This is a genomic window from Mesobacillus sp. QJM3NY_10 (assembly GCF_056173465.1).
This window is the reverse complement of the sequence record NZ_CM149675.1, coordinates 1,399,538-1,425,160: the sequence shown is the minus strand read 5'-3', so window position 1 is coordinate 1,425,160 and position 25,623 is coordinate 1,399,538. Positions and strand designations below refer to the sequence as shown.

22 protein-coding genes and 1 other annotated feature are annotated in these 25,623 nt (G+C 42.2%); of the genes, 3 read left to right on the top strand and 19 right to left on the bottom strand.

The features are described from left to right. Positions 1 to 49: 49 nt before the first annotated feature. Entirely contained in the window at positions 50 to 235 is a 186-nt protein-coding gene (locus AC0VX7_RS07085; protein ID WP_475427255.1) for a hypothetical protein, read from the top strand. 196 nt (positions 236 to 431) lie between these two features. Here AC0VX7_RS07085 and AC0VX7_RS07080 read toward each other — a convergent pair whose 3' ends face one another. From AC0VX7_RS07080 to AC0VX7_RS07055, 6 genes are all read right to left on the bottom strand, one after another. After that, on the bottom strand, positions 432 to 1,631 hold the full coding sequence (locus AC0VX7_RS07080; protein ID WP_475427254.1) for a putative glycoside hydrolase: 1,200 nt from the start codon (positions 1,629 to 1,631) through the stop codon (positions 432 to 434). A 192-nt stretch (positions 1,632 to 1,823) separates the two neighbouring features. Continuing rightward, positions 1,824 to 2,765 (bottom strand): ABC transporter ATP-binding protein, encoded by a 942-nt coding sequence (locus tag AC0VX7_RS07075; protein WP_475427253.1) that lies wholly within the window; start codon positions 2,763 to 2,765, stop codon positions 1,824 to 1,826. A gap of 21 nt (positions 2,766 to 2,786) precedes the next feature. Continuing rightward, positions 2,787 to 3,821 (bottom strand): ABC transporter ATP-binding protein, encoded by a 1,035-nt coding sequence (locus tag AC0VX7_RS07070; protein ID WP_475427252.1) that lies wholly within the window; start codon positions 3,819 to 3,821, stop codon positions 2,787 to 2,789. An 18-nt stretch (positions 3,822 to 3,839) separates the two neighbouring features. Beyond that, on the bottom strand, positions 3,840 to 4,868 hold the full coding sequence (gene opp3C, locus AC0VX7_RS07065) for an oligopeptide ABC transporter permease (protein ID WP_475427251.1): 1,029 nt from the start codon (positions 4,866 to 4,868) through the stop codon (positions 3,840 to 3,842). After that, a complete protein-coding gene (gene opp3b, locus AC0VX7_RS07060; protein ID WP_475427250.1) occupies positions 4,868 to 5,797 on the bottom strand; it encodes an oligopeptide ABC transporter permease in 930 nt (309 codons plus the stop codon). The genes opp3C and opp3b overlap by 1 nt, the downstream gene beginning before the upstream one ends. Positions 5,798 to 5,936: 139 nt before the next feature. Beyond that, on the bottom strand, positions 5,937 to 7,646 hold the full coding sequence (locus AC0VX7_RS07055) for a peptide ABC transporter substrate-binding protein (protein ID WP_475427249.1): 1,710 nt from the start codon (positions 7,644 to 7,646) through the stop codon (positions 5,937 to 5,939). 272 nt (positions 7,647 to 7,918) lie between these two features. Here AC0VX7_RS07055 and AC0VX7_RS07050 point away from each other — a divergent pair, with 272 nt between their 5' ends. Beyond that, positions 7,919 to 8,284, top strand: coding sequence for a DUF3899 domain-containing protein (locus AC0VX7_RS07050; protein ID WP_475427248.1), 366 nt, complete (start codon positions 7,919 to 7,921; stop codon positions 8,282 to 8,284). Positions 8,285 to 8,346: 62 nt separating this feature from the next. Continuing rightward, positions 8,347 to 8,575, top strand: a binding site (T-box leader). A gap of 109 nt (positions 8,576 to 8,684) precedes the next feature. Then, positions 8,685 to 9,674 carry a tryptophan--tRNA ligase gene (trpS, locus tag AC0VX7_RS07045; RefSeq protein ID WP_475427247.1) on the top strand — a complete coding sequence of 330 codons (990 nt, stop codon included), beginning with the start codon at positions 8,685 to 8,687 and terminating at the stop codon, positions 9,672 to 9,674. 230 nt (positions 9,675 to 9,904) lie between these two features. Here trpS and AC0VX7_RS07040 read toward each other — a convergent pair whose 3' ends face one another. From AC0VX7_RS07040 to AC0VX7_RS06980, 13 genes are all read right to left on the bottom strand, one after another. After that, entirely contained in the window at positions 9,905 to 10,651 is a 747-nt protein-coding gene (locus AC0VX7_RS07040; RefSeq protein WP_215037068.1) for a YjbA family protein, read from the bottom strand. A gap of 81 nt (positions 10,652 to 10,732) precedes the next feature. Next, the gene (locus AC0VX7_RS07035; RefSeq protein WP_215037069.1) at positions 10,733 to 10,948 is read right to left on the bottom strand and encodes a YuzI family membrane protein; all 216 of its coding nucleotides are present in this window, start codon (positions 10,946 to 10,948) and stop codon (positions 10,733 to 10,735) included. Between the two features lie 1,369 nt (positions 10,949 to 12,317). Further along, the gene (gene opp4C / locus AC0VX7_RS07030; RefSeq protein WP_475427246.1) at positions 12,318 to 13,226 is read right to left on the bottom strand and encodes an oligopeptide ABC transporter permease; all 909 of its coding nucleotides are present in this window, start codon (positions 13,224 to 13,226) and stop codon (positions 12,318 to 12,320) included. 11 nt (positions 13,227 to 13,237) lie between these two features. Beyond that, positions 13,238 to 14,203: an oligopeptide ABC transporter permease gene (gene opp4B / locus AC0VX7_RS07025; RefSeq protein ID WP_475427245.1), complete on the bottom strand. Its 966-nt coding sequence runs from the start codon at positions 14,201 to 14,203 to the stop codon at positions 13,238 to 13,240. 36 nt (positions 14,204 to 14,239) lie between these two features. Further along, a complete protein-coding gene (gene opp4A, locus AC0VX7_RS07020) occupies positions 14,240 to 15,961 on the bottom strand; it encodes an oligopeptide ABC transporter substrate-binding protein (RefSeq protein WP_475427244.1) in 1,722 nt (573 codons plus the stop codon). 44 nt (positions 15,962 to 16,005) lie between these two features. Continuing rightward, positions 16,006 to 16,992 (bottom strand): ABC transporter ATP-binding protein, encoded by a 987-nt coding sequence (locus AC0VX7_RS07015; RefSeq protein WP_215037073.1) that lies wholly within the window; start codon positions 16,990 to 16,992, stop codon positions 16,006 to 16,008. Beyond that, on the bottom strand, positions 16,992 to 18,014 hold the full coding sequence (locus AC0VX7_RS07010; RefSeq protein ID WP_475427243.1) for an ABC transporter ATP-binding protein: 1,023 nt from the start codon (positions 18,012 to 18,014) through the stop codon (positions 16,992 to 16,994). The genes AC0VX7_RS07015 and AC0VX7_RS07010 overlap by 1 nt, the downstream gene beginning before the upstream one ends. Positions 18,015 to 18,187: 173 nt before the next feature. Further along, entirely contained in the window at positions 18,188 to 18,775 is a 588-nt protein-coding gene (locus AC0VX7_RS07005; protein WP_475427242.1) for a DUF2268 domain-containing putative Zn-dependent protease, read from the bottom strand. A gap of 356 nt (positions 18,776 to 19,131) precedes the next feature. Continuing rightward, on the bottom strand, positions 19,132 to 19,971 hold the full coding sequence (gene opp4C, locus AC0VX7_RS07000; RefSeq protein ID WP_475428099.1) for an oligopeptide ABC transporter permease: 840 nt from the start codon (positions 19,969 to 19,971) through the stop codon (positions 19,132 to 19,134). Between the two features lie 87 nt (positions 19,972 to 20,058). Further along, positions 20,059 to 21,009, bottom strand: a complete 951-nt coding sequence (locus AC0VX7_RS06995; protein WP_041966839.1) for an ABC transporter permease — start codon at positions 21,007 to 21,009, stop codon at positions 20,059 to 20,061. Positions 21,010 to 21,251: 242 nt separating this feature from the next. After that, positions 21,252 to 22,904, bottom strand: coding sequence for a peptide-binding protein (locus AC0VX7_RS06990; RefSeq protein WP_475427241.1), 1,653 nt, complete (start codon positions 22,902 to 22,904; stop codon positions 21,252 to 21,254). Between the two features lie 220 nt (positions 22,905 to 23,124). Then, positions 23,125 to 24,147 carry an ABC transporter ATP-binding protein gene (locus AC0VX7_RS06985; protein WP_475427240.1) on the bottom strand — a complete coding sequence of 341 codons (1,023 nt, stop codon included), beginning with the start codon at positions 24,145 to 24,147 and terminating at the stop codon, positions 23,125 to 23,127. Further along, positions 24,144 to 25,127 carry an ABC transporter ATP-binding protein gene (locus tag AC0VX7_RS06980; RefSeq protein WP_475427239.1) on the bottom strand — a complete coding sequence of 328 codons (984 nt, stop codon included), beginning with the start codon at positions 25,125 to 25,127 and terminating at the stop codon, positions 24,144 to 24,146. The genes AC0VX7_RS06985 and AC0VX7_RS06980 overlap by 4 nt, the downstream gene beginning before the upstream one ends. Positions 25,128 to 25,623: the final 496 nt, after the last annotated feature.

The window sequence follows — 25,623 nt, the reverse complement described above, 5'->3', positions numbered from 1 at the left end:
TCACAAAATCACTATTAAGACTTAGTGAAAAAAAAGGTGGAGGTTTATCATGGGCGGTTACATAATGGATTTGACTATCGTTGCTTTACTGATTGTGGGCATTACCGCGACAATTGGTGTGATTACCAATGGAATAGGAATCAGATTCTTTAGTGGAAATAAAAGAAATGAATTCGTAGATCAATCAACTAGTTTGCAAACTGGTTGGAAAAATGTCGGCGGCAGCAAGAAGTAATCCACATCCCAACTGTAATTATAACTTATTTTGATATCGATAATCTAATGATATGAAAAGCCTGGAACGTTTCTTAATCATTCCAGGCTTTTTATATAGTATCAGAAAGTATAAATTTTTCACCTCGAGAATTGTACAGCTCCAGCGCTTGTCGGGGCTGGCTGACCAAGGTGCTTGCGCTTTTCTCACTTCCAGGTTATGGTGTGTAATCAACATTTGGTGAGTATCTGTTGCTTGCGTTCCATAATAAATATTCATTGATGCCCTGATCCTTCAAGGCCCTGATTTGGTCTTCGACTTCTTTTTTTCCGTAGACTAGGTAATTTCCACTGCCTAACCATGAGGCTGTGAAATCCTGCAGCCATGGACGTGAAACAGGCGGGGTCTTTAATTCATCAAGCTTCTTCTTCTCCAATTTTGCATATTCCTGAACGAGACGGTATGGCTCTGTGTCAGGCTTGGCAATTCCAAAATAAGAAGTCCAATGGCTTGGATAAATCATTGAAGAAATGACGTCAACATTCTCAGAAATTTTTGAGAAGTTCTGTCCGATTCCTGGTGCTTCAGGAAGTGTTGCCGTATAGCCAAAGATATCAACAGAAACTTTTACATCATATGGCTTTAGCTCTTTTCGAGCGTATGCCACGAAATCAGTCACCGCTTTAACCCTCTTTTGGACATTATCCATTTCTACATTCTTATAGTCACCCATTGAATATTGGAGCGTAGCATCCCTCTTTTCAAATCCCTCAGGGAAACGAACATAATCAAACTGGATTTCCTGAAAACCCAGTTTAGCTGCTTCGATTGCAATTTGAACGTTGTAATCCCACACTTCTTTCACGAATGGATTTACGAACGATTCTCCTCTGCCATTTTTCCAAACCTGATTTCCATCTTTAAATGACCACTCCGGTTTATTATTTGCCAGGGCGGTATCTTTGAAAACAACTACCCTAGCGATAGGATAAATCTGTTTTTCTTCCAAAGTTTTCAATAGTTTTTTCGGATCTTTAATATAAGGCTTTCCGATATCTTTAAAAGGAGAATCTTCATCGGGTTTGTATGTAAGGTATCCGTGATCCTCTTTTATATCGATAACCATTGCATTTAAATCGGTGTCATCAATAAGTTTTGTAAGACTATTAAACCTCTCTCCTCCAGCTGAGTTCCCAGTTACATAGATCCCCCTTATAGCATCAGGGTATTCAAATGTGTAACCTGAATCGAATTTGAACCTTGGCATCTGCTTTGGTATTTCCCTAACCAATGACTGATGTTCCCTGACCGGAAGCTTTTCTGTTTCATGTGTTTTCGATTCTGCAAACACTGTACCTCCTGCTTGTGAAAAAGAGGCAGCCAATAATGCTGCTGCTGCGATTTTTTTAAACTGCACAAACACCTCTCCTTTCAAAACGTATTCCCATTCTAAAAAGTATCTTTTTATATATTATGAATCTATATTTCTATTTTACCCACTTTCGACAGATTTAGATATTATAGATTAAATTTTTCACATGGAATTTATTCCCTGCCTCTAAAACAATCAAAAGAAAAAAAACGATCTCAAATTAAGAGATCGTTAAGTTTATTTGACATATTGCTGTTGATATTGCTTCAGTTCTTTTTCAGAGCAATACACATAGTGCCCTGGAACAACTTCGCGCATCTTCACTTCTTCGCCGTCTGCATACTGATGCACATTAGGATCATATGATTTGCGTCGACGTGTGCGCTCAGACTCAGGATCCGGAAGCGGTATCGCTGATAACAAAGATTGAGTGTACGGATGAAGCGGGTTCTTGTATAGTTCTTCAGCTGTTGTTAACTCAACCAGCTTACCAAAGTACATTACACCAATTCGATCGCTGATATATTTTACCATTGAAAGATCATGTGCGATAAACAAGTATGTTAAACCTTTTTCACGCTGCAATTTCCTCATCAGGTTGACAACCTGCGCCTGGATGGAAACGTCTAATGCGGAAATTGGTTCGTCTGCAATAATAAATTCGGGCTGCACAGCAAGAGCACGTGCAATTCCGATACGCTGCCTTTGTCCACCTGAAAACTCATGAGGATAACGGTTGGCGTGTTCTCTGTTTAAGCCAACTGTTTCAAGCAGTTCATATACCATTTCCATTCTTTCTTTATTGCTTTTTGCAAGACCATGAATGTCAATGCCCTCTGCAATAACATCAGAAACCTTCATCCTTGGGTTCAAGGAAGCATAAGGGTCCTGGAAAATCATTTGCATACTTCTGTTGAATTTCTTCAAATCTTTTTTGTTCTTCTTGCCGTGTACGTTTTCTCCCTTGTAAAGGACCTCTCCATCTGTTGCTTCATAAAGCCTGATGATTGTTCGGCCAGTTGTGGACTTACCACAGCCTGATTCTCCAACCAATCCAAGAGTTTCTCCTTTAAAGATATCAAAAGTAACTCCGTCAATCGCTCTTACTTCATTAGGTTGACCCATATTGAAGTATTGCTTCAGATTCTTTATTTCAAGAAGCTTTTCTCTATTTTCCATCAGCCAGTCCTCCTCCTACAGTTATTTCGTGCCCATGAATTTACGCATTCTGCTTTTCACAGCTTCCGGCGGTTCTACCTTAGGAGCATCTGGATGCAACAGCCATGTAGCAGCATAATGTGTATCAGACACTTTAAACATTGGAGGCTGTTCCTCTAAGTCGATTTGCATAGCATATTCATTACGAGGGGCAAAAGCATCACCTTTTGGCGGATGCAACAAGTTTGGCGGCGTACCAGGAATTGCGTAAAGTTCCTCTTCTTTAGCATCTAGGCTTGGCATTGAACTGATCAATCCCCAAGTATAAGGATGTTGCGGGTTGTAGAAGACTTCATCCACAGTACCAATTTCGACAATTTTACCACCGTACATGACTGCCACACGGTCAGCTACATTAGCTACAACTCCAAGGTCATGAGTAATGAAAATAATTGAAGTATCAATTTTTTTCTGCAAATCTTTCATGAGTTCCAAAATCTGTGCCTGGATCGTAACATCCAAAGCTGTGGTAGGCTCATCAGCAATTAGAACTTTTGGGTTACATGCCAAAGCAATTGCGATTACAACCCTTTGTCTCATACCGCCTGAAAATTGGTGCGGGTATTGCTTGATACGCAATTCCGGTTTCGGGATACCTACCAGCTTCAAGAGCTGAACAGCGCGTTCTCTAGCTGCAGATTTACTCATATTTTGATGCTTGACCAATGGTTCCATGATTTGCTTTCCAACAGTCATTGTTGGATTTAAAGATGTCATTGGATCCTGAAAAATCATCGAGATATCCTGTCCCCTGATCTTCTGCATTTGCTTGTCGGTCAATTTCGCTAAATCCTTGCCTTCAAACAATATTTCACCCTGCTTGATTTCTGAATTACCAGGAGGAAGCAGTTTCATGATCGCTTTAGTCGTTACTGATTTACCTGAACCAGACTCACCGACTATCGCAAGGGTTTCTCCCTTTTTAAGTTCAAAATTCACACCGCGGATTGCTTTAACTTCGCCCGCAAATGTATGGAAGGAGATATTTAAATCCTTAACTTCTAAAATATTTTCCATAATACATTCACCTGCCCTTTAATCGCGCATTTTCGGATCAAGCGCATCGCGCAATCCGTCTGCCAGCATATTGAAGGTAATCATAATGACACTGATGACAACAGCTGGAATTATCATCTCATGTGGGTGCAATCTCAGTACTTTGAATCCTTCATCAATCAATGTACCAAGTGATGCGTATGGTTCCTGCAGTCCCAGACCGATAAAGCTCAAGAACGCTTCAAAGAATACCGCATTTGGAATAGTGAACATCGTATTGATAATTATGACACCTGCAAGGTTTGGCAATAAGTGTTTAGAGATGATCTTACCATCACTGTTACCAAGGGTTTTGGAAGCAAGAACAAATTCCTGTTCCTTCAGTTTTAGTGTCTGGGCACGCACGACACGAGCCATACCAACCCAGCCTGTAATCGTCAATGCTACGGTAATGGAAATAATACCAGGATCAAGAACCAGGATCATCAAGATAACAACAATCATAGTTGGTATACCCACTAGTATTTCGGTGATCCTCTGCATCACATTATCCAATCTTCCACCGTAATATCCAGATATTGCGCCATAAGCAACACCAATGATCATATCAATTACCGCGGCCAAAAGCGCAATGTACAAGGAGATTTGGGTACCTTTCCAGACACGAGTGAATAAGTCACGTCCAAGCGCGTCTGTTCCAAACCAGTAGTACTCATCTACCTTTTTGACTTCATACATATCGATTTCTTTTCCCGCTTTATTCACCTTGATACCGTCAAACGGAAGCCAGCTGATATGTTCAAGTCCCTGGATTTTTGGCGGTAAGTTATTGTGGCTAACATTTTGCTTGTCAAACTCTTTTCCGCTAACCAATGGACCTACCAAGGCCATAATGATAACAATGCCCATCACAATCAAACTGACAAGAGCACCCTTATTTTTACGGACACGCATCCAAGCATCCTGCCAGAAGGTTAAGCTTGGCTTGTTTATTTCCTCGCTTTTGGCCGAATCGATTTCTGCCGGCCTAAAACGATCTTTTGGAATTTTTGTTTCGAAGTCAGCCATTACTTTTTCCCTCCAGACAGCCTGATACGTGGATCTATGATTCCATAAAGAATATCCACTACAAGGATGATAACTACAAATAATGCTGCAAATAAGACGGTTGTTCCCATGATAACAGGGTAATCATTTACTGTAATAGATTTTACGAACTGTTCACCAAGTCCAGGGATCGCAAAAATTTTCTCAATTACAAGTGAGCCAGTCATCAAGGAAATCGCCAATGGCCCTAAAACTGTGACTAGTGGGATCATTGCATTTCTCAATGCATGCTTAAAAGCAATTTCAAAGAAGCTTGCTCCTTTTGCTTTTGCCAATGTAATGTAGTCAGAGCCTAAGACTTCAATCATTTCTGTTCTCATAAAACGAGCTGCAATTGCTATTGGCAGCATGGACAGAGCTATTGTCGGCAGGATGGTATATTCAAAACCACGCCAGAAAAGAACCGGGAACCAGCCTAATTTTACACCAACAAAATATTGCAGCAATCCTGCAAATACGAAGTTAGGAATAGACTTACCCAATACTGCAATAAAAGTGGAACTGTAATCGACCCAGGTATTCTGTCTTAATGCAGCAAATATACCAAGTAAAATACCAACGATTGTTCCGAGTAACATCGCCTGGGCACCTAGCTGCATTGATGGCCCTAAACGTTTGATCATCAGGTCGGTAACCGGAGTGTTATTAAACTGAAAGGAAATACCAAGATCCCCTTGCAGCAAGTTGCCAATATATTTAGCATACTGCACAGGCACTGGCTGATCTAGACCATACTTTGCCTTCATGATTTCCATTTGTGCAGGACCCAATTTATTCGCACTTGCAAAAGGCGTACCAGGAATGATTTTCATTAAGAAAAATGTAAGGGACGCAATGATGAAAAGAGTCAAAAACATATAAAGTACCCTTTTTAACAGGTATTTTGCCATATGGGTGCACCTCCTGTATTATTTCAATTTTCCCTATTGTTCGACAAATGCTTTACAGGGAAAAAGAGAGTATATCTAGATATACTCTCTTTCTATCCTCAGAATTATTACACTCTGAAATAAGAAACTGCTTCAGTTATTATTCAGCTTCAGTGATCTTAACCCATTGGAAGTTATAGTCAGGACCATAGTTGTAGATCGCAAGACCTTTAACGCCAGGATTTAGAAGGATGTTAGCTGAACGCTGGTAAACAGGCGCTAGACCAGCATCTTCTTCAAGCATGATTCTTTCAGCTTCTTGCTGTGCTTCCCAGTTCTTTTCTGGGTCAGTAGCAAGCTCACCTTGAGCAGCTTTGATCAGCTTATCGTATTCTGGGTTAGCGTAGCCCATTCTGTTGCTTCCGCCGTCAGTGATCCAAAGGTCAGTGAACGACAATGCGTTACCGTAGTCTGGGCCCCATCCTGCGAATTGAAGATCGTAATCCATAGAGTTGTCACGCTCTAGACGAACTGCGAAAGGAACACTTTCAAGCTTTACTGTCAAGCCAGGAAGGTTTGTTTCTAATTGGTTCTTGATATAAGCGTCAGTCTTTTTAGCTGCTTCAGTGTCTCCACCAAGGTAGCGAATTTCTAACTTATCTACACCAAGTTCCTTAAGACCAGTTTCCCAATGCTTCTTAGCTTCTTCAGCATTGAAAACGATTAGGTCGCCGTGCTTTTCACGGAAATCTTCACCGTTAGGACCTGTTACGAAGTCCTTTGGTACAAAGAAGTTTGCAGCGATAGATCCGTTGTTAAGGATGCTCTTTGCAAGGTCTTCTTTGTTGAAGCCCATAGCGATCGCTTTACGGATGTTTACGTTAGCAAGAGCTTCGTTCTTCTGGTTCATCTTGATCCAGAATACTACTGGCTCCATCCATGTAAGCATACGCTCATCACCTTCATAAGAAGGAACGATATCAGAAGAAAGCAATCCAGTCATGTCTGTTTCGCCAGCTTCAAATGCGTTTACAGCAGAGTTAGAATCTTTAACAACGTTAACAGTGATTTTTTCAAGAGTTACATCGTCAGCACTGTGGTAATCTGGGTTTTTAACAAGTACCCACTCAGATGCGTCAGTGCCTTCCCATTTTTCCATTTTAAATGGACCATTGTAAAGTAAGTTTTCAGCATTGCTAGCGAACGCGTCGCCTTTTTCAGTTACGAACTTTTCGTTCTGTGGGTAGAATGTTGGGAAAGCGAATAGGTCTTCCCAATATACTACTGGCTTTTCAAGAGTTACTTCTAAAGTCTTGTCGTCGATTGCTTTAACACCAAGATCTTCTACATTGTATTCTTTCTTAGCAGCTCCAGCTTCAGTGATTTCAGCTGCTCCCTTGATTTTTCCGCCCATCATGTATGGACCATAAGGTGAAGCAGTTGCAGGGTCGATCGCACGGCGCCAAGCAAACACGAAGTCGTGTGCAGTTACAGGCTCACCGTTAGACCATTTTGAATCCCTAAGTTTGAAAGTGTAAACTTTCTGGTCATCGCTGATTTCAGGCTCGCCTTCTGCTAGTGCAGGAACTGGCTTGTGATCCTGGTCAAGGCGATAAAGACCTTCACCTACGTTATTTATGTAAGTGAAACTTGTAGAACCTTCAGCAAGTACGCTGTCCATAGTTGGGATTTCAGAAGAATCCAACATGTTTAATTCTTGTGGTACATTAGCTACTTCTTCGCCTGTTGCATCGTCTTTATCAGCAGGCTCTTTGTCTCCAGCGTTGTCGTCTCCGCTGCTACATGCAGACAGGATTAACGAGAATACTAGAGTCAAAATCAATAGAAATGAAAATTTTGACTTTTTCAAGGATATGCCCCCTCTTTATTATTGTTTTCTGAAAACTTTTTACATTCCCTATTATACATAGATTAAATTAAATGTTCAATATTTTTGCGCGAAAAATTTACAACTTTGAAACAATAGTAATAAATTTCCTCCTTGAATTGTGTTATAATAGTGTCTTATAAGCCTTTTGCGGGCATAATCATGGTGTTACTTATTGTAATATTTGATTTTTTTTGAAGGATTATTCTCAAAATTACTTTTATGAAATAACAATATAAGGGAGATTTAGAAAAATGCGTAATAGATTTGGGAAAATTTTTTATGGTTTTTTGATTTCACAGCTATTGATTTTTATCCTCTCACTTGTCTATCAACAGAGCATTAGCTTGCTTAGTTACATAAATATCTCTTTTTACATCGCTAGTACCCTGCTGTTTACTTCTCTTATAGTCTTTACGGTTAACTCAGGTTTTTTTGACGCCATTTCTTATTCTTTTCGTATTGTTTTTGCTGGCAAAGAAGAGGGAGAGAAGAAAAAGTCTTTACATGAGATGACGCCTTTATCCGAACTTGTCAACCTCAATGCCAACCCTCTATTAATGGTCGGGCTGTTAGATTTTATGTTGATGCTTGCCGCATTGTCCGTTTATTATCTGTAATAATCCTTCTGGTACTCTTGCTTATCATGGTTGATTTGATTATAATCATTTTTAATAAAAGGTTAAAAGCAATGATGAAGAGTAGTACATTTGTTCAAGGCTTTTCAGAGAGTTTGTGGTTGGTGAAAACAAACAGCCTGGCAATTGGAATGGACTTTTGAGCTTCTGGTTTGAACTTAAGTAGATCCAGGCGTATTCCTGCGTTAAAGGAATCCATGCTTCACTGAGGCATGGGCAGAGTGACTCATTCGTGAGTAATTAGGGTGGCAACACGGACCATTCGTCCCTAGAAATTAGGCGAATGGTCTTTTTTGTGTTCTTTTTTCTTCTGTTTTTTACGTTTAGCCAAACAATTCAGACAGAAAGAGAACAAGATATATACTTATAGGAGGAATTTTTAATGGAGACTATTTTTTCTGGCATCCAGCCGAGCGGAACAATCACACTTGGTAACTATATCGGCGCAATGAAACAATTCACAGAACTGCAGGAAGAATATAATTGTTACTTCTGTATCGTTGACCAGCATGCGATAACTGTCCCGCAGGATCGTTTGCAGCTTCGCAAAAATATCAAAAGCCTTGCAGCATTGTACATCGCTTCAGGAATTGACCCTGAAAAAGTAACATTATTCATCCAATCGGAAGTTCCGGCACATGCACAGGCTGGATGGATGATGCAATGCGTAGCCTATATAGGTGAGCTTGAAAGGATGACCCAATTCAAGGATAAATCCACTGGGAAAGAAGCAGTTTCAGCTGGTCTGTTAACGTATCCCCCGCTAATGGCAGCCGACATCCTTCTATATAATACGAATCTCGTGCCAGTCGGCGAAGACCAGAAACAGCACCTAGAGTTAACAAGGGATTTAGCTGAACGATTCAACAAGAAATACAATGACATTTTTACGATTCCAGATGTTCGCATCGCTAAAGTCGGAGCAAGAGTCATGTCCTTACAGGATCCATTGAAGAAAATGAGCAAATCAGATCCTAACAACAAGGCTTTCATCTCGATGCTCGACGACCCTAAGCAAATTGAAAAGAAAATCAAGAGTGCTGTAACTGACTCAGAGGGTATCGTAAAATATGACAAAGAGAACAAGCCTGGCATCTCCAATCTCTTGTCCATCTATTCTATCTTGACCGGCAAAGCAATTGCTGATATTGAAAAGGATTATGAAGGTAAAGGGTACGGAGACTTTAAGGGAGACCTTGCGAAGGTAGTTGTCGATGTCATTGAACCAATCCAGAAAAAATATTACGAGCTAATCGATTCACCAGAGTTGGATGAAATTCTTGACCGTGGTGCTGAAAAAGCAAACTTTGTCGCAAACAAAATGCTAAAGAAAATGGAGAATGCGATGGGTCTTGGGCGCAAGCGCAAGTAAGAACAAAAAGCGCAAGCGCCTCGTTCAGCCCCGACAAGCGCTGGAGGGCAGCCCAATGAAGTCGTTCTTTGACTTCAATGGGCTGATCGAAGCGACTCGAGGGGCTAGGCGCTGGAGCTGGATTAAGAAAACTACTTGCAGTTATCCACACCTAAATAATTTCAAAATTTCCTTCACAATAATAAAAACGGAGCTGATAATGTGTCAGCTCCGTTTTTTCGTAAGAGTTATCAATTTACTTTAGGGCCGTGCTCCATTTCCCAAAGTTTTTCGAAAAAGGATTGTCCTTTAATGATGTTTTCGCAAAACTTCTCGTGTTTATGTGACCAACCAAACTTTGTCTCTTCATATAACCGTTCCCATACCTCTTCAAATCCAAGCCGTTGAATCTCTTCATATAATTCAGGTTTCCATTCAGTGAACCAGTAACGGACTTCAGCCACATTTTTTGAGGAACTCAACTGGTCCATGGCCATGAACAATAATTGCTTCAATTGCCTCTCTTTACGCGTCAGCCCTCTCATTAAATCCGGAGCAGGCGATAAAATATGGAAGTCCTTTAAGGCACTTTGATCATTGAACCCATATTGGATCGTATCCTGATTTTCAATCATTTCGTACACGAGTTGCTCCTGGCGCGGGATAAGCCGGCTCTTTCGGATTGGGATATTATAGCCGATGGTGTCAACAGCCAGTATGCCAGTTCCATCGGAAACAACGAAACAATAATCAAGCTGTGTACGTTCATGGTTTTTCCTCAAATATGCCTTACGGTAAATGTCATCCAGAAGCTGTTGAGGCAACTCTGATAAATCATTCTCAATGTAATTAAATAACAGATGGTCAATTTTAAGGAGCGGCACCTGGTCAAGCAGCTCAACTCCATCGTCCTTCCGCCATTCGTGGAAATGGCAGACATTATAGCCGTTCTCTTCCCCTTCGAACCAGTTTACCCAGACATCATGAAGATACAACATGATTTATAACCCCTCACTTCAAGAAACTGTTTGTCCATCAGTATGGGCATCACTAAGTAAAAATATTCCTTAAAAGGAAGATCAATTTATATCATTATTATGAGGCCAATAAATGCTTAACCAAATGATGCCGATTCCAGCCGGCAGCATGTAGCACTCTACTCTGCGCGATACAAAAGCTAAATACTCATCCAAACCGTGTCCAGCAACAATCAAATTCAAATAAGCGATTGAGCTGACCCCCCCTGATACAGCCAGTCCAAAACCAAACATTAAAACAAACAATCTAAAGATCATTAGATTGACTCTCTTCATACCAGAAATTCATATCACACACTTCCCTCACCCCGGCCTGTCCATTTTTATCATATATATGAAGGAAGTTGGCGGGAAAGTACTGAAAGCTGATTTAAATGTACCTGAAGAAAAGGGCTTATTTATTGATAAATACAGCAGCGACTTATAGGAAAGATTCCGATTATGTATTACGTTAAAACTAACCATACACTTTTGGCCTAACGGAGGCTTCTTAGGACATTTCATGCGGTTCCAACCACTGTTTTGGTCAAACCTGGGGTGACTTCGGACATTTTCCAGCGGTCCCAACCGCTGTTTTGGTCAAACCTGGGGCCACTTCGGACATTTTCTAGCGGTCCCAACCACTGTTTTGGTCAAACCTAGGGGCACTTCGCACATTTCATGCGGTTCCAATCACTGTTTTGGTCAAACCTGGGGTGACTTCGCACATTTAATGCGGTTCCAACCGCTGTTTTGGCCGAACATGGGGACACTTCGGACATTTCCTTCGGTTCCAATCACTGTTTCGGTCGAATCTGGGGGCACTTCGGACATTTCATGCGGTTCCAACCACTGTTTTGGTCGAACCTGGGGTGACTTCGGACATTTTCTGCAGTTACAGTGGTTGTTTTGGCCGAACATGGAGTAACTTCGAACATTTCCGGGGTTCCGGCTCGCTGTTTTGTCCGAACCTTGGACTACTTCGGACATTTCATGCGGTTCCAATCACTGTTTCGGTCGAATCTGGGGGCACTTCGGACATTTCATGCGGTTCTAATCGCTGTTTTGGTCGAACCTGGGACCACTTCGGACATTTCATGCAGTTCCAATCGCTGATTTGGTCAAACCTGGGGTGACTTCGGACATTTCATGCGGTTCCAACCGCTGTTTTGGTCAAACATAGGGGCACTTCGGACATTTTCTGCAGTTACAGTGGTTGTTTTGGCGAACATGGAGTAACTTCGCACATTTCCGGGGTTCCGGCTCGCTGTTTTGTCCGAACCTAGGACTACTTCGGACATTTCCTTCAGTTCCAACCGCTGTTTTGGTCAAACCTGAGGCCACTTCACACATTTCATGCGGTTCCAATCGCTGTTTTGGTCGAACCCGGGGTGACTTCGGACATTTCCAGCGATCCCAGTAGTTGTTTTGTCCGAACCTTGGACTACTTCGGACATTTCCTTCGGTTCCAATCACTGTTTTGGTCGAACCTAGGGGCACTTCGCACATTTCATGCAGTTCCAATCGTTGTATTGGCAGAACCTAATGCTGCTTCGAACATTAGCAACAGGTCCTAATCCCCCTATTACCTCACCCCTCTACTAGAAAATAGACAAAATAAAAAATCTACCTTTGTATGGTAGATTTTTTAACGGCGTGATCTTGGATTCAATGCATCTTTTAGGCCTTCACCTACGAAGTTGATGGACAAGATCGTGAGTGTGATGGCAAGTGCTGGTGGAATCCAGATCCACGGCTTTCCTTGTAATACGTCTGGTTCATTCGCGAATGCTAGCATATTACCCCAAGATGGAATCTCGGAAGGTACACCGAATCCTAAGAAGCTTAGTCCTGTTTCTGCGACAATCATGGAAGCGAACAGGATTGTTGCCTGTACAATGATTGTTGAAAGGACGTTCGGCAGTAAATGCTTTGTGATTACTTTGAATGGTGAGCATCCGATTGAGATGGAAGCTAGAATGTATTCATTTTCCTTCTCTGCTAAAATCTTGCTTCGGACAATCCTTGCTACCCCGCCCCAGCTCAGCAAGCTGATAACCATGATTAGGATAACTAAACCATTGACTTTACCATGGAAGATTGTAGCCAATACGATAACAAATACCAGGAATGGAAAGTTCAAGACGAAGTCAGTGAAACGCATAAGCATGCTGTCAACGATTCCGCCGAAGTATCCTGCGATCGATCCTACAATTGTTCCAAAAATGATTACGAATAATGTACAGCTAATTCCGACTAAGAGTGATACCCTTCCGCCGTATAACAATCTGGTAAAAACGTCACGCCCGTTTTTGTCCGTTCCCAGCCAGTTCTCTGCAGACGGCTTTAAGGACATTGAGCCAATGTTGATTCTTGTAATATCAGTTGTTGTAATGTATGGAGCCAGGAAAGAGACAATCATTACGAATAACAAGAAGATCAAGCTTGTCATCGCCAACTTGTTCTTCACAAATTTTCTTCTAGCGATGGCCCAAGGAGACATGCCTTTTTCCGGCTTCAGGTTTATCTGTGTATTATTTTCTGTAGAAACTTCCATAGCCATCCTCCTTAATCAAGCCTGATCCTTGGATCAACAATTCCGTATAGTATATCTGCAACAAGGTTACCAAACAATGTCAAGAACGAGAACATCATTGTCAAGGTCATTAAGACTGGATAGTCCCTCTGACTGACAGAGTTCAAGAATAATTGACCGATTCCCGGATAAGTGAAAATCGTTTCTGTGATGATTGCTCCACCGACTAACGCTACGATATCAAATCCAAGGAATGTAATCAGCGGGATAATGGAATTGCGCAAAATATGCTGATTGTAAATTTTCTTTTCAGGTGTTCCTTTTGCTCGTGCCGTTCTTACAAAATCCTTACGGCTGTTTTCTATAATGTCATTACGCAGGAATTGCGTATAGCTTGCAGTACTCAATAAACCTAAAACAAGTGCTGGTAAGAAAACATGATGAATTCTGCTTAACCAATATGCCGATGTACCTTCTGTTGTGGAAATATCCACAGAACCGTTGGAAGGGAACCAGCCTAATGTGAATGAGAAGAAATAGATTGCGAACACCCCTGCAACAAATGAAGGCAGTGCCAAGCCAATATAGTTCGCGGTACCTATGACATTATCACCAAGTGTATATGGCTTCCTTCCGGCATAAATACCCATGATAAATGCTAGAATGTAAGTGATTAAAATACTTGAAAAACCCAGGAAAATTGTATTCGGTAAACGTTCTGAGATAATTTCACTTGCCGGGATCTTATAACGGGTTGACTTCCCGAAATCTCCCTGCATAAAGTTTGTGATCCAAGTAAAATATTGAATATGGACAGGGTCATTGTAACCAAGCTTCTCGCGCATCTCTTCTATGTATGCCGGATCCGTGTTGTTCGGATCGATTTCCCCACTAAGTGAGTCCCCTGGCATAAGTTTCGCCAGGGAAAACACTACAATGGAGATAAGGAAAAGCATAGGAATCATGCCGAGTATGCGACGTAAACTGTATTTAAGCATATGCATTCTCCTTAACTGATAGGTGGGTTTAAAGGATTATTGCTTAATCCACCATTCATGAGGTGAGTTAGAACCAGAAACATCGAACTTAACGCCTTGAACGCGCTTAGAAACAGCCATTACTTCTTCTAGCTCAAGGATTGGAAGTGATGGTACTTCTTCGTTGAAAATCTTCTGCCAGTCAGCATAAAGCTGTGCACGCTTTTCAGTGTCAGTTCCAACTACTTCTAGGTCAACAGCATCTTCAAGAAGCTTTTGAGCATCTTCATTTACCCAACGAGGGTAGTTCCAAACAGATTCAATACCCCAAAGTGGTAGTGGATCTGGATCTGCTCCAGTTCCCCATCCGCCATAGAATACTTCTAGAGCTGGATCGTCTTTTTCAAGTTGATCATAGTAAAGGTTAACGTCAGTCATTTGAAGCTCAGATTTCAAGCCAACTTCTTCCCAGTACTGCGTCATAGCTTTAGCACGTGCTTCGAAAGTCGGGTTACCAGTAGCATAGTGAGAGAACTTTACTGTGAACTTTTCACCTTTAGGGTCTTCACGGAATCCGTCTCCATCTTTATCTACGTAACCAGCTTTATCAAGGATTTCTTTCGCTTTTTCTGGGTTGTATTCGTATTGTACAGGCATATCTTTGTTATCTGCAGCAATCCAGTGTGCAGATGGGATCGGACGGTTAAGTGGCTGACCTAGTCCGCTGAAGAAAGCTTTAACCCACTCTTCGCGGTTGATTGCGAAAAGCATAGCCTGACGCAATTCCTTGCTTGCGTACTTGTCTTTATCCATTACGTTTTTCTTGCCATCGTATTTACCAAGCTTGAAGCCAATATAGTAGTAAGATAAGCCAGGGAATTTTACTACTTCTACGTTATCTAGAGCTTCGATTTCTGGAAGAACTGTTGGGTGGAATGGAGTCATGTCAAGAGATCCATTCTTAAGTTCTCCAGTTGTTAGAGAAGAATCGATAACTTTAACAACGATTTTTTCTAGGTGTGGCGCACCTTTCCAGTAGTCTTCGTTACGAGTAAGCTCTACTGATTCACCAGGGATAACTTTTGTTACTTTGAATGGACCAGTTCCTACAGGCTTAGAACGAACCTGCTCAGAAGCAGCCATGTCTTTAGGGTCGATTCCTTCGAATTCCTTGCGAGAAAGAGGGTAAGCCCAGACGTTCTCAAGGTTGTTTACACGAGCTTTGTCAAAAGTGATTTTTAAAGTATAGTCATCAACTACTTCAAGACCAGCAATCTTGTCAGCCTTTCCTTCGTTGAAGTCCTTAGCACCTTCGATTGTGTTTACGTTAGACCAGCGCTGGTGTTCTCCACCAAGAGTAGCGATTGTTTCGATTGCGAATACCCAGTCATTAACTGTTAGTTCTTCGCCATTGTGCCATTTTACGCCTTTTTCAAATGTGAATGTGAAAACCTTGTTGTCATCAGTAGTCCAGCTAGCGATGTTTGGTTCTGCTTTTAGGTTTTCATCATAGTCGATCAATGCATCGTCGAAGAATGCGATGATATCATCGTCTCCATCAGCATCGTAGAAGTTCCAGTTCAAAAGGCCTTTGAATTCAGAACTTAAAGCGTAAGTCAATGTACCGCCGTCTTGCGGTCCTGTTTCTTCTGCTGCGTTGTCCTTGTCGTCTTCTTTTGGATCAGTTGTCGTCTTTTTTGTGTCTCCTCCGCTGCACGCAGCAAGGAATGTTGATAAAACCAATACTAGCATAGCTAGCCAAAGCAATGGTTTCTTCATGGTTTTCCCCCCAGTTTCTTATATTTTTTGTAAAAATTATTGCCCTAGTAAAGGTGGCAAGCAACTCGGTGTCCTGGCTTCACCTCCTTTAAAGCTGGCTTCACTTGAGAACACTCTGCCATCGCAGCTGGGCAGCGCGGATGGAATGGACATCCTGTCGGAGGATTCAATGGACTTGGAACATCTCCTTCAAGTACAATCCTTTCCTTCTTCCTGCGTGGATCCGGCATTGGAATGGCTGAGATTAAAGCCTGTGTATATGGGTGGAGCGGCTCAGCATACATGCTGTTGCGATCAGCAATTTCTACCATATTGCCGAGATACATTACGCCGATCCGGTCACTCATATGCTTAACGACACTAAGGTCATGAGCGATAAATAAGAAAGTCAGGTCAAATTCCTTCTGAAGCTCCTTCAAAAGATTGAGAACCTGGGACTGCACGGATACGTCCAATGCTGATACCGGCTCATCTGCGATGATTAGCTTCGGTCGGAGCGCCAACGCCCTTGCAATGCCGATCCTCTGTCTTTGCCCGCCTGAAAATTCATGGGCGTATTTATAGTAAGCATCTTCAGGAAGACCAACTTTTGTTAATAAATCCATTACTTCATCTTTAAGGTCCTTCAGACTCGCATTCTTGAAGTTCCTGATAGGTTCTGAAACAATGTCCCCAACCATTTGCATCGGGTTAAGTGAAGCATAAGGATCCTGGAAGACCATCTGGATATCCTGGCGGATCGCCTGGAGCGTCTTGCCTCTTAGTTTAGTGATATCCTTGCCTTCAAAGATAATTTCACCATCTGTTGCATTCAGCAGGCGGATGATTGTCCTACCTGTTGTAGATTTACCGCAGCCTGATTCTCCTACAAGTCCCAATGTCTCACCCTTTTTAATTTCGAATGATACATCATCAACAGCCTTAACATTGCCGACTGTACGGCGGAAAAAGCCACCTTTTACAGGATAGTAGGTTTTCAGATTCCTAATTTCCAGCAAATTCTCTTTTTCTACTAAAGTTGTATTGCTCATTATGCCTTAACCCCTTCTTTTGGCATACTTGCTTCATATAGAATGCACGCCACTTCATGCCCTTGCTCGACTTCTCCAAGCTGTGGAGTGATACTTGTACACTCTGGCATTGCTTTCGGACAGCGGTTTGCGAATCGGCAACCAGTTGCCGGCATATTCTTAAGTGACGGGACAATTCCCTTGATCGAGCTTAATTCTTCTTTTTCCTCGTCCATTTTCGGAATGGCACCCATCATGAGTTCTGTATAAGGATGCTTAGGATTATAGAAAAGTGTATCGACATCAGCTCGTTCAACGATGCGGCCTGCGTACATTACGATGACTTCATCACACATCTCAGCAACAACGCCAAGGTCATGCGTAATCATGATAACTGACATATCATTTACTTCCTGTATACTCTTTAGCAAGTCGAGTATTTGGGCTTGTACTGTCACATCCAGCGCGGTAGTAGGCTCATCAGCGATCAACAATTTAGGCTGGTTAGCGATTGCCATCGCAATCATGACCCTTTGTCTCATGCCGCCTGAAAGTTGGTGTGGATATTCATCCACGATTTTTTCAGGTCGTGATATACCAACGCTCTTCAGCAGAGCAACACTTTTTTGTCTAGCTTCTGCTTTGGAGATTTTCGTATGGTTGAACAATACTTCCTGCAGCTGGAATCCGATTGTGAAAACCGGGTTCATTGATGTCATCGGTTCCTGGAAGATCATTGAGATTTCGCGTCCGCGGATTTTGTTCATTTCTTTCTCGGACATTTTTTCAAGGTGGACGCCTTCGAAAATGATTTCTCCACCTCTGATTTTGCCAACCCCTTTTGGAAGGAGCTGCATGACTGAAAGGCTCATTACCGATTTCCCGCACCCTGATTCGCCAACAACCCCGACAATCTGCCTTGGTTTGACAGCAAAACTGACCTTGTCTACAGCATTATAAAATTCACCATCGATATCAAAAGCTGTTTCAAGGTTCTTGACTTCTAGCAAAGGTGCATCTTTATGTATTGAATAGTTGCTCATTGGGACACCTTCTCACATTTAAATAATAAAATATTCTGCAAATTCGATATATTTTAATAAAATGTTATTACAGATTTATTACATTTGCAATACTTTTTTTTCAATTGGGAAATTTATTATTTTTTAGAAATAACAAAAAACCCGGTATGACAGGGTTTTTTTAGTTTTTATATTTATTGAAATTTTATTAACTTTGTAAATTCAATGGAAGGGATCTTAAACGATGCTTTTTCAGTAAAATATCCATGTTGTTTATATTGTTTTACAATTTCATAGCCAATTGCATAGCCGAGAAGCGCAGGACGGCCCCCTAATCCAAACAAAATTTCATCATGCTGACGATCTTCCCTCTGGATTAAGAGCTTCTCTTCAAGCTCTTTTTCCCAAAACTCAGCCAAAACTTTTGTCGAATATCGCCTGCTCCATTCTCCCGTATATTTTTCACCGCAATTTTCAGCGACTGCATGCTCGGCAAGACCTTCTAGAATAATAGAGTCAAGGAGGGTATACTCCGCAGGGTTTTTCTTTTGTGCCTGCATTCTGCATACATGGTGGTATTCGTGGACAAACAATGCTTCCAACTCTTTCTCATCCTTTATCGGAGTCAAGAAGAGAAACATTTTATCAATAAAAGATAGTCCGGATTTTCCTTTCCCTTCCCTCATTAACTTTGAATTCGATTGATCCAGGGGAAAGATGAAGATTGGGATATCTGGGCCTTTCCATTTTCTTTTATACTTGTTGAAAATTTTTTCTGTCACTGACCAAAGCTTTCCTGCCTCCAGCTCTTCCAGTGTCTTCCTAGTTCTGCGGTCCGGCTTGTACATGCCGAAGTTCTTTAAATAGCTGTATATTTTTTTGGAATCAACTTCACCTTCAAAATAATCAACCAGCTTTTCACATATCCGTTGTGGACTGGTGAATTCTGTTCCTAACCATGTATCAGTCCTGACTACCCCATCGCTCTCCCTCCGAAGAAATCAATTTTTACAGCTATTCTATGAAAATAGCGGCCAATAGTTCTGGGATGCCTTGAAAAATTTTCCCAACATAAAAAAAAGCCAGGTTTCCCTGACTCATTTTTTAGCATGATTTAATCCTTGAAGAATTAAGACTGTTACTCATTTATCTTCGGGTCAAGTGCATCCCTGAGTCCATCGCCGACAAAGTTAAAACAAATGACGGTCAGCAAAATCATTAATCCTGGTGCCAACGGGTACCACCAAGATTTTAATAAAATAGTGAAATTCTGTGCATCTTGGAGCATGTTTCCCCAACTTGCGTCCGGAGGCTGAATGCCCAGTCCCAAATAGCTCAATCCTGATTCAGCCAGAATGACATAGCCAACTGCCAATGTGGCTGAGACAATGATTGGACCCATTGCATTCGGAAGGATATGCGAAAATATTATCGTATGTGTCCTGGTTCCGATCGTTTTTGATGCAAGGACAAATTCCCTAGACCTTAATGACAGGAATTCTCCCCTGACAAGACGTGCAGTAGTTGTCCAGCCTAGCAGCGCGAAGATTAAAATTAGCTTATCCACTCCTGGCTTGAAGATTGTGACTAGTGTAATCAATAAGAAAATGGATGGGATTGATAGAATGATATCTACAAAACGCATGATAATAGCGTCAACAACCCCGCCAACATAACCAGCGACCGCTCCAAGAAAAGTTCCGATTGTAATCGAGCCCAACACTGAAGCGAAACCGACCAATAGAGATATTCTTGCACCATATAAAAGCCTAGAAAAGACATCCCTGCCAAATCTGTCTGTCCCGAGCCAGTGGTCACTGTTTGGCGGTTGCAATTTTAACAGTAAATTTTGTTTAGAGGGCGAGTATGGTGCGATTACCGGCGCTAAGAGCGCTGCCGAGATAATGATGATTAAGAATACTCCGCCCAAAATCGCAAGCTTGTTTTTGAAAAACTTTCTGACAATGATCCCGAGCATTGTGTCCCGCGAGGTTTTGATGCCATGCAAGTCAAGGCTGCCAGAAGTATTTCCAGCTAGATTTGTTTTTGCCATGTTTACCTCCCCTTAATACTCGATCCTTGGATCAAAAATCGCGTAAAGTATATCGGCAATCAGATTCCCGATGACGACAAACACCGATGAAATTACGGTTAAACCCATAAGCACCGGATAGTCCCGCTGGAACGCGGAATCTACGAATAATAAGCCAATCCCTGGCCAGGTGAAGATTTTTTCAACAATAACAGCCCCTCCAATGAAGGAAGGAATCATCAAGCCAAAAATCGTGATGACCGGAATCAGGCCATTACGGAGGCCGTGCTTATAAATAACTTTGTTTTCTCTAAACCCTTTTGCTCTGGCAGTCCTCATATAATCCTGCTTTATGACTTCGAGCATGCTAGATCTCGTATACCTGGTCAGGCCAGCCATATCGGCGGAAGCCAAAACAAATGCTGGCATGATTAAATGATGAATCCTGTCCCATAAACTGAAAGGAGCGTTCAATGTCGCTACTCCTCCAGTCGGGAACCAGTTGTTTTGTACCGCAAAGACCATGATTAAAATCAGGCCAAGGAAGAAGTTTGGCGTTGCTACTCCAAGAAATGATGTGACTGTTACTGAATAATCCAGCTTAGAATACGGTCGTGTGGCCGAAATGACTCCAAATGGAATCGAAATCAATATGGCCAGGATTGTTGAAACGACCATCAGTAAAATCGTGTTAGGCATCCTGTTCATGATCATTTCAATTACCGGAACACCTTTGCGGATAAGCGATGTACCAAAGTCACCCTGGAGCATGGCTCCCAGCCACTTTAAGTACTGAATATGGACAGGATCGTTAAGCCCGTACCTTTCCATGAACCTTTCCTTATCAGCCGGACTGATCGTCGGATCCATCATCAGGCTGGCAGGGTCACCGGGAGCTAGCTTCATGATTGCAAAGGAGACAATCGTAATCCCCAACAGCAAAGGAATGGCCATCAGTATTCGGCGAATGATATAAGATAGCATGGCAATTCTCCTTTTAAAATGAAGAGATTTATATTAACTTCGTATATATTTTTAAATCAGCGTCCCTGTGGATGCTTCTTTCTTCTGCTAAACCTGGAAGGACATCAATCTCGTAAACTTTGGATCGCGACGTTGAAAACATCTATATTAATGACTCGCAAAGTCTTTTTTTCATGATTCAAAGTTTGAGAGGGAAGGGAATCCACCCTTCCCTCCCATACAGATGTTGTGGGTTAAAAACCCTACTTTTTCAGCCACCATTTGGAGATTTCATAAAAATCATCCTTCGCGTGGAAAACATAGCCCTCAAGATTCGCCGGCATTACCCTATGCACGTTAGGATAGTACAGGAAGGTGTATGGCTGGTCTTCCGCCAGCATCTTATAGATGTCGGCATATGCTGCCTTATATTCATCCTGATCCAGAATCTGTTTTGCTTCTTCCATCAGCTTATCCGCTTCAGGATTTGAGTACCATACGAAGTTCAAGCCTGCTTCCATCTGGCTTGTGTGGAAAATATCATATTGGTCTGGGAATGTTGACAGGCTCCATCCAAGTACCAGTGCGTCATAATTCCAATTCGGAGCGGAAATCTGCTCAATGAACGCGCTCCATTCGACGATTTCAGGCTTTGCTTCGATACCAACTTCCTTCAACTGCTCTTGCAGGACAACGACAATATCTTCCCTTACTTTGTTACCCTGGTTTGTTTTTACCGTGAAGGAGAATTTCTTGCCGTCCTTATCAAGGATTCCGTCACCATCTGAATCCTCCCAGCCTGCTTCTGCCAGTAAAGATTTTGCTTTTTCTACGTCAAATTCGAATTTTGGAACATCTTCATTGTATGCGAACGATAGTGGACTTTCCGGAACGTGTGCCACTTTGCCGTCACCGTCCATGACAGAACTAACGATTGCTTCCCTGTCAATAGCATGAGTGATTGCCTGACGAACCTTCTTGTCTTTGAACAGCTCATTCTTCTGGTTGTAGCCGAGATATGTGTAAGAAAGGCCTAAGCCAGACTCTACTTTAACGCCAGGGAATGATTTGACTGTTTCAATGTCAGTTCCAGGAACTCCCGCAGCAAAGTGGATATCACCAGCTTGGATTTGCGCGATCATCGCATCCATGTCTGGTACGATTTTGTATGTGAGTGTATCAAGGTAAGGACGACCTTTGAAGTAATCATCGAATGCTTCAACCTTTACATACTCGCCATCCTTCCATTCAACAAATTTAAATGGACCTGTACCAATCGGGCTCTTTGTGTTGAATTCATGCTCGCCAAGCTCGGCAACAGGAACATCCTTTAGGATATGCTCAGGCAAAATGAAATAGCTTAACGATACTGGATAGAAGGAAGCATCCTTCTTGCTTAGCTTGAATTCGACTGTGTAATCATCGATTTTTGTGACAGATTCCATCGCTTCGAAAGCAGATCCACGTTCACCGTTATACTCAGGATCCTTAGGTATACTGAACGTGAACACAACGTCATCTGCCGTAAATTCTTCTCCGTCATGCCATTTGATGCCCTTCTTCAACTTGGCTGTAAATGTCAGGCCATCCTCAGAGGTATCGATGGACTCAGCCATGCTGAGAGTTGGGTTGAATTCAGTATCAGAAGATACGAGACCATCATAAATGAACCCTTCAATGTCAGAGCTTGACGTATCTGTTGAATAAAGTGGGTTGAAAACGGTAGGTGCGCCAGTAGAACCAATGATTAAATCCCCGCCTTGCTGCGGACCAGTTGCTTCTTCTTCTTTCTGGCCATCATCTCCAGGAGTTTCTTTTGGATCCTCAGAGGTATTTCCTCCTGTACAGGCTGTCAGGAAGATCGACAGAATCAGGGTAAGACTAATCAACCACCACGAAGCTTTTCTTAATTTCACATCATTTCCCCCTTAGGTTTATCACTAGATTTTTTTGCCATTTACGAATCCTTTTGTTGTTTCGCACTAGTCAATGCATTCTTTCAGGCTTCGAGACTCATTTCAAAGAGGCTCAAAATTCTTAATACTTTAATAGTGGTAAAGGCAACAAAGGTTATGCAAATGGCGTTAAACATTAGAAAGGTGCTGGTATCTCCTCCTTTCAAGTCGTGCTCCTGCACTATGTATACAGATGGCAGGCAACAAAATGGTTGTTCTTGACTTCTTTGAAGTCAGGGTTCATTTGTTTGCAAAGGTCAAATGCGGCTGGGCACCTTGTATGGAAGACACACCCTTTTGGCGGGTTTGCCGGGCTTGGTAGCTCACCTTTTAAGATGATCCGTTCCCTCTTGATGGCACCTTTTTTTCTAGGCATCGGCACAGCAGACAGCAATGCCTGTGTATAGGGATGGAGTGGTTCTGCGTAAAGCTCCTTTTTTGAAGCAAGCTCCATCATTTTTCCGAGGTACATAACCCCGACCCTGTCACTTATATGTCTGACTACGCTTAGGTCGTGGGAGATAAAGATGTAAGTAAGGCCGAATTCTTCCTGAAGGTCCTCCATCAGATTGATAATTTGGGCCTGGATTGAAACGTCCAATGCTGACACAGCTTCGTCGGCAACGATCAGTTCAGGGTTCAATGCCAGCGCTCTTGATATTCCAATCCTTTGACGCTGTCCGCCTGAAAATTCATGTGGATACCGATTGATGAATGAAGCATTAAGCCCTACCTTCTCCAACAGAATTTCGACTTTCTCATCCCGTTCCTTGCTTTTATAAAGATGATGGGTATCCAGCGGTTCCCTGATGATTGATCTCAGTGTTTTCCTAGGGTTAAGAGATGCGAACGGATCCTGAAAAATCATCTGGATGTTTTTTCGTACATCCTTGCGAAGCTCACTTTCAGATAGATGGGAGATATCCCTGCCATTAAAAATGATCTTTCCATCGGTAGGTTCATAGAGTCGGATAATGGTCCGGCCCACTGTTGATTTGCCACAGCCTGATTCTCCGACGATCCCTAAAGTCTCACCTTTATTAACCTTCAGATTTATTCCATCGACTGCCTTTATATGACCTACTGTCTTTTGCAGCAAGCCAGACTTTATAGGAAAGTGCTTTTTTACATCATGTAATTCAAGCAAGGTTTCAGAGGTATTTTCCTGTGAATACTTTTCCAGGATTTCATTTGGCGAGGTCATTTCTTCACCTCCTTGCTGTCATGCAAAAAGCACCTTACAGAACGATTGGCGTATTTTCTCACAAGCTCTGGCATTTCACTGAAACAGCGCTCAAAGGCATGCGGACAGCGAGGCGCAAACCGGCATCCTTTTGGGAGATTCTCCGGTGACGGAACATTTCCTTCAATAGAGGCAAGCCGTGAATGATCCTCGTCGATTGATGGGATCGAACCCATCAGGCCAGTGGTGTAAGGATGCAGCGGATTATCAAAAAGATCTTCAACCATTGCTTCTTCTACTACCTGCCCTGCATACAGGACGACGACTCGATCAGCAACTTCAGAAACCACTCCCAGGTCATGGGTAATGATTAGGATGGATGTTTCAAACTTTGTGCTCAGGTCCTTCATCAAGTCCAATATTTGCGCCTGGATGGTCACGTCCAATGCAGTTGTCGGTTCATCCGCTATCAATAGCTTTGGGTTGCAGCTCATCGCCATCGCAATCATCACCCTTTGGCGCATCCCCCCCGAAAGCCTGTGCGGATAATCATTGATTATTTCCTTTGCACGGGAAAAGCCCACCAACTCCAGCATCTCAATCGCCTTTTTCTTCGCCATAGCATTATTCAAGCCCTGATGGTATGTCAGGACTTCCGTGATTTGTTCGCCGATGGTAAGTACAGGATTGAGCGATGTCATTGGTTCCTGGAAAATCATTGATATATCATTCCCGCGAATTTTGCACATCTCTTCCTCGCTTGCCCTGACAAGATCCCGTCCATCAAAATAGATCTGCCCGTCCACAATTTCTCCTGGAGGACTAGGTATCAGCCGCATAATCGATAGAGAGGTAATGCTCTTGCCAGACCCTGATTCCCCTACCAATGCGACAGTTTCCCCTCTATTGATGACTAGATCAACCCCGTCAACTGCTGGAATGAGTGCCTTGTTCCTTTTAAAATAGGTTTTAAGATTCTTTAGTTCCAATAAGGCTGTCACGTTTCTTGCACACCGCCTATCCCAATGAAATTAATATTAAGAGAAATGACTTTCTAACCAAGTAAAAGATTCTGATAATTATTAATTATTAGAAACAGCGTTCTTTTATTACACTTTCATTACTTTTTTCATTGCATTATTTTTTTCTTGGGATATAGGAATTGACCTTTTGTAGGTAAATTGTTTTAGCAGGAAAATAGTTTGGGCTTTCTATTAAACCTGATAAGGATAAAGGGATTGTTGATATATTGGATGTGAACTTTCTTTAAAGTAGATTTTTGGGGATTGGAATGCTCTGCTTTTACCCAAATGTGGGGATAAGAACATTTTTGGGCAATGCAGACAGGCTGCTTTTACCCAAATGCGGAGGGGAGCACTTTTTCGGGCAATGCAGACGCTCTCCTTTTACCCAAATGCGGGGACAAGCACCTTTTCGGGCAATGGAGACGGGCTGCTTTTACCCAAATGCGGAGGGGAGCACTTTTTCGGGCAATGC

Coding starts and splice junctions, on each gene's coding strand:
- AC0VX7_RS07085 (WP_475427255.1), top strand. CDS start 50: ATGGGCGGTTACATAATGGATTTGACTATCGTTGCTTTACTGATTGTG.
- AC0VX7_RS07075 (WP_475427253.1), bottom strand. CDS start 2,765: ATGGAAAATAGAGAAAAGCTTCTTGAAATAAAGAATCTGAAGCAATAC.
- AC0VX7_RS07070 (WP_475427252.1), bottom strand. CDS start 3,821: ATGGAAAATATTTTAGAAGTTAAGGATTTAAATATCTCCTTCCATACA.
- opp3C (WP_475427251.1), bottom strand. CDS start 4,868: ATGGCTGACTTCGAAACAAAAATTCCAAAAGATCGTTTTAGGCCGGCA.
- opp3b (WP_475427250.1), bottom strand. CDS start 5,797: ATGGCAAAATACCTGTTAAAAAGGGTACTTTATATGTTTTTGACTCTT.
- AC0VX7_RS07050 (WP_475427248.1), top strand. CDS start 7,919: ATGCGTAATAGATTTGGGAAAATTTTTTATGGTTTTTTGATTTCACAG.
- trpS (WP_475427247.1), top strand. CDS start 8,685: ATGGAGACTATTTTTTCTGGCATCCAGCCGAGCGGAACAATCACACTT.
- AC0VX7_RS07040 (WP_215037068.1), bottom strand. CDS start 10,651: ATGTTGTATCTTCATGATGTCTGGGTAAACTGGTTCGAAGGGGAAGAG.
- AC0VX7_RS07035 (WP_215037069.1), bottom strand. CDS start 10,948: ATGATCTTTAGATTGTTTGTTTTAATGTTTGGTTTTGGACTGGCTGTA.
- opp4C (WP_475427246.1), bottom strand. CDS start 13,226: ATGGAAGTTTCTACAGAAAATAATACACAGATAAACCTGAAGCCGGAA.
- opp4B (WP_475427245.1), bottom strand. CDS start 14,203: ATGCTTAAATACAGTTTACGTCGCATACTCGGCATGATTCCTATGCTT.
- opp4A (WP_475427244.1), bottom strand. CDS start 15,961: ATGAAGAAACCATTGCTTTGGCTAGCTATGCTAGTATTGGTTTTATCA.
- AC0VX7_RS07015 (WP_215037073.1), bottom strand. CDS start 16,992: ATGAGCAATACAACTTTAGTAGAAAAAGAGAATTTGCTGGAAATTAGG.
- AC0VX7_RS07010 (WP_475427243.1), bottom strand. CDS start 18,014: ATGAGCAACTATTCAATACATAAAGATGCACCTTTGCTAGAAGTCAAG.
- opp4C (WP_475428099.1), bottom strand. CDS start 19,971: ATGCTCGGGATCATTGTCAGAAAGTTTTTCAAAAACAAGCTTGCGATT.
- AC0VX7_RS06995 (WP_041966839.1), bottom strand. CDS start 21,009: ATGCTATCTTATATCATTCGCCGAATACTGATGGCCATTCCTTTGCTG.
- AC0VX7_RS06985 (WP_475427240.1), bottom strand. CDS start 24,147: ATGACCTCGCCAAATGAAATCCTGGAAAAGTATTCACAGGAAAATACC.